This window comes from Streptomyces scopuliridis RB72 (genome assembly GCF_000718095.1).
In the GTDB taxonomy this organism is placed as follows: Bacteria; Actinomycetota; Actinomycetes; order Streptomycetales; family Streptomycetaceae; genus Streptomyces; species Streptomyces scopuliridis.
Map to the genome: position 1 here is coordinate 1 of NZ_JOEI01000068.1, position 2,043 is coordinate 2,043.

1 pseudogene is annotated in these 2,043 nt (G+C 68.4%); it reads right to left on the reverse strand.

The window, feature by feature from the left end:
* Positions 1-79 precede the first annotated feature (79 nt).
* A pseudogene (locus IF11_RS37410) lies at positions 80-2,043 on the reverse strand (condensation domain-containing protein); the annotation flags it as partial.

The window sequence follows — 2,043 nt, forward strand, 5'->3', positions numbered from 1 at the left end:
CCTGAACCAGCTCCACGACCGACCGCTCACCCACCCCGACCCCAGGACCCGCCCACCCCATCAACAACCGCTCCAGCTCACCCGCACCCAACATCCCGACCCGCACCAGAGGCACCGACGGCTCAGCCACCACCCGCTCCGCTAACACCAACCAATGACCACACAAACGCTCAACCGTCTCCACATCGAACAGATCCGTATTGAACTCGGCCACCGCGGCCAGGCCACCGCCCCCGCCGGTCTCCTGGAAGTGCAGGCTCAGCTCGAACTGCGCTGCCTCACGCGGCATTTCCTCATCGGTCACTCGCAGGCCCGGCAGCTCGAACTCGCCCATGGGCGAGTTCTGGAGCGCCACCAGGGCCTGTACGAGCGGGGTCCTGCTGGTGTCCCGCTCCGGAGACAGTTCCTCGATCAGCCGGCTGAACGGCACATCCTGGTGCGCGAACGCGTCGAGTGTCGTCGCTCGTACGTCGGCGAGCAGATCGGCGAAGCTCGCTTCCGCGTCGATCCTTGAGCGCAGGACGAGGGTGTTGACGAAGAACCCGACAAGCCCCTCCAACTCCGCCCGCTCACGCCCCGACACGACCGTGCCCACCGCGACATCCCGCTGACCGCTGTAGCGGGACAGCAGCAACTGCGTCACCGCCCCGGTCCGTCGGCAGCTCCAGCGGCTCCAGACCATCCAACTGCCCCCGCCAGTAAGCGATCTGGGAATCCAGCGCCTCCCCGGCCAGCCTGTCCCGCTGCCACACCGCGAAATCCGGATACTGCACCGGCAACAACGGCAACCGCGCCTCCTCACCCCGCACCGCAGCCGCATACAACTCACTGATACGACCGTACGCACCGGTACGTCCAGCGAGGCGTAAACCACCTGCACGCCTCGTCCACCGACCGAGTCGAACGTCGTACGCAGCGCCTCATGCCGCTCCACCAGCCCGGAGACCGCGGAACGCAGCGCGGGGAGGTCGAGTGTGCCGGTCAGGCGCAGACCGCCCGTGATGTTGTACTCCACCCCGCCGGGAGTGAAGTTCTCCAGGAACCACAGGCGCTCCTGGGCGAACGAGAGCGGCAGATGGCCGTCCCGCGCCGCCCGCTCGATACCTGCCTCCGAGGCGTCCTCGCGAACTGGGAGCTCCCCGGCCAGGCGGGCGATGGTGGGATGGTCGAAGAGAGCCCGGGGAGAGAGCCCGGCCTTCAGCACCGAACGGATACGGGAAACCACCTTCAGGCTGGAGATGGAGTCCCCGCCCAGCTCGAAGAAGTCGTCGTGGATCCCGACCCGCTCGACACCGAGGACCTCGGCCCAGACGTCGGCCAACGCCATCTCAAGGCTGGTGCGGGGTCCGACGTACTCCCCCGCCGCGTCGAACTCGGGCGCGGGAAGCGCGCGCCGGTCGACCTTCCCGTTCACCGTCAGCGGCAACTCGTCCAGCACGACGAACGCCGACGGCACCATGTACTCCGGCAGCAGGCCGGCGGCATGCTCCCGTACGAGCGCGACATCCAGCTCCCCCGACGACGGTACGAGGTAGGCGACCAGACGCTTCACCCCCGGACGGTCCTCCCGGGCCAGCACCGCCGCGCCTCCCACGCCCTCATGGCGCGCCAACACCGCCTCGATCTCGCCGAGTTCGATACGGAAGCCACGGATCTTGACCTGTCCGTCACCCCGGCCGAGGAAGTCCAGCCGACCATCGGCCCGCCACCGCACCACATCACCCGTCCGGTACAACCGCCCACCCGAACCGAACGCATCGGCCACGAAACGCTCCGCCGTCAGCCCCGCCCGCCCGTCATACCCACGCGCCAGACCGAGACCGCCGAGATACAGCTCACCGGGAACCCCGACCCCGACCGGCCGCAGCGCGCCATCCAGGACATACCCGGTCGTATTGTCCATCACGTGTCCCAGCGGCACCGAACCACCCACGGCATCCTCCACCACGATCGGACCACTCACCGCAAACGTCGTCGACTCCGTCGGACCGTAACCATTCACCAGCACCGTCCCCGGGCACGCGGCCAACATCCGCTCCGCCG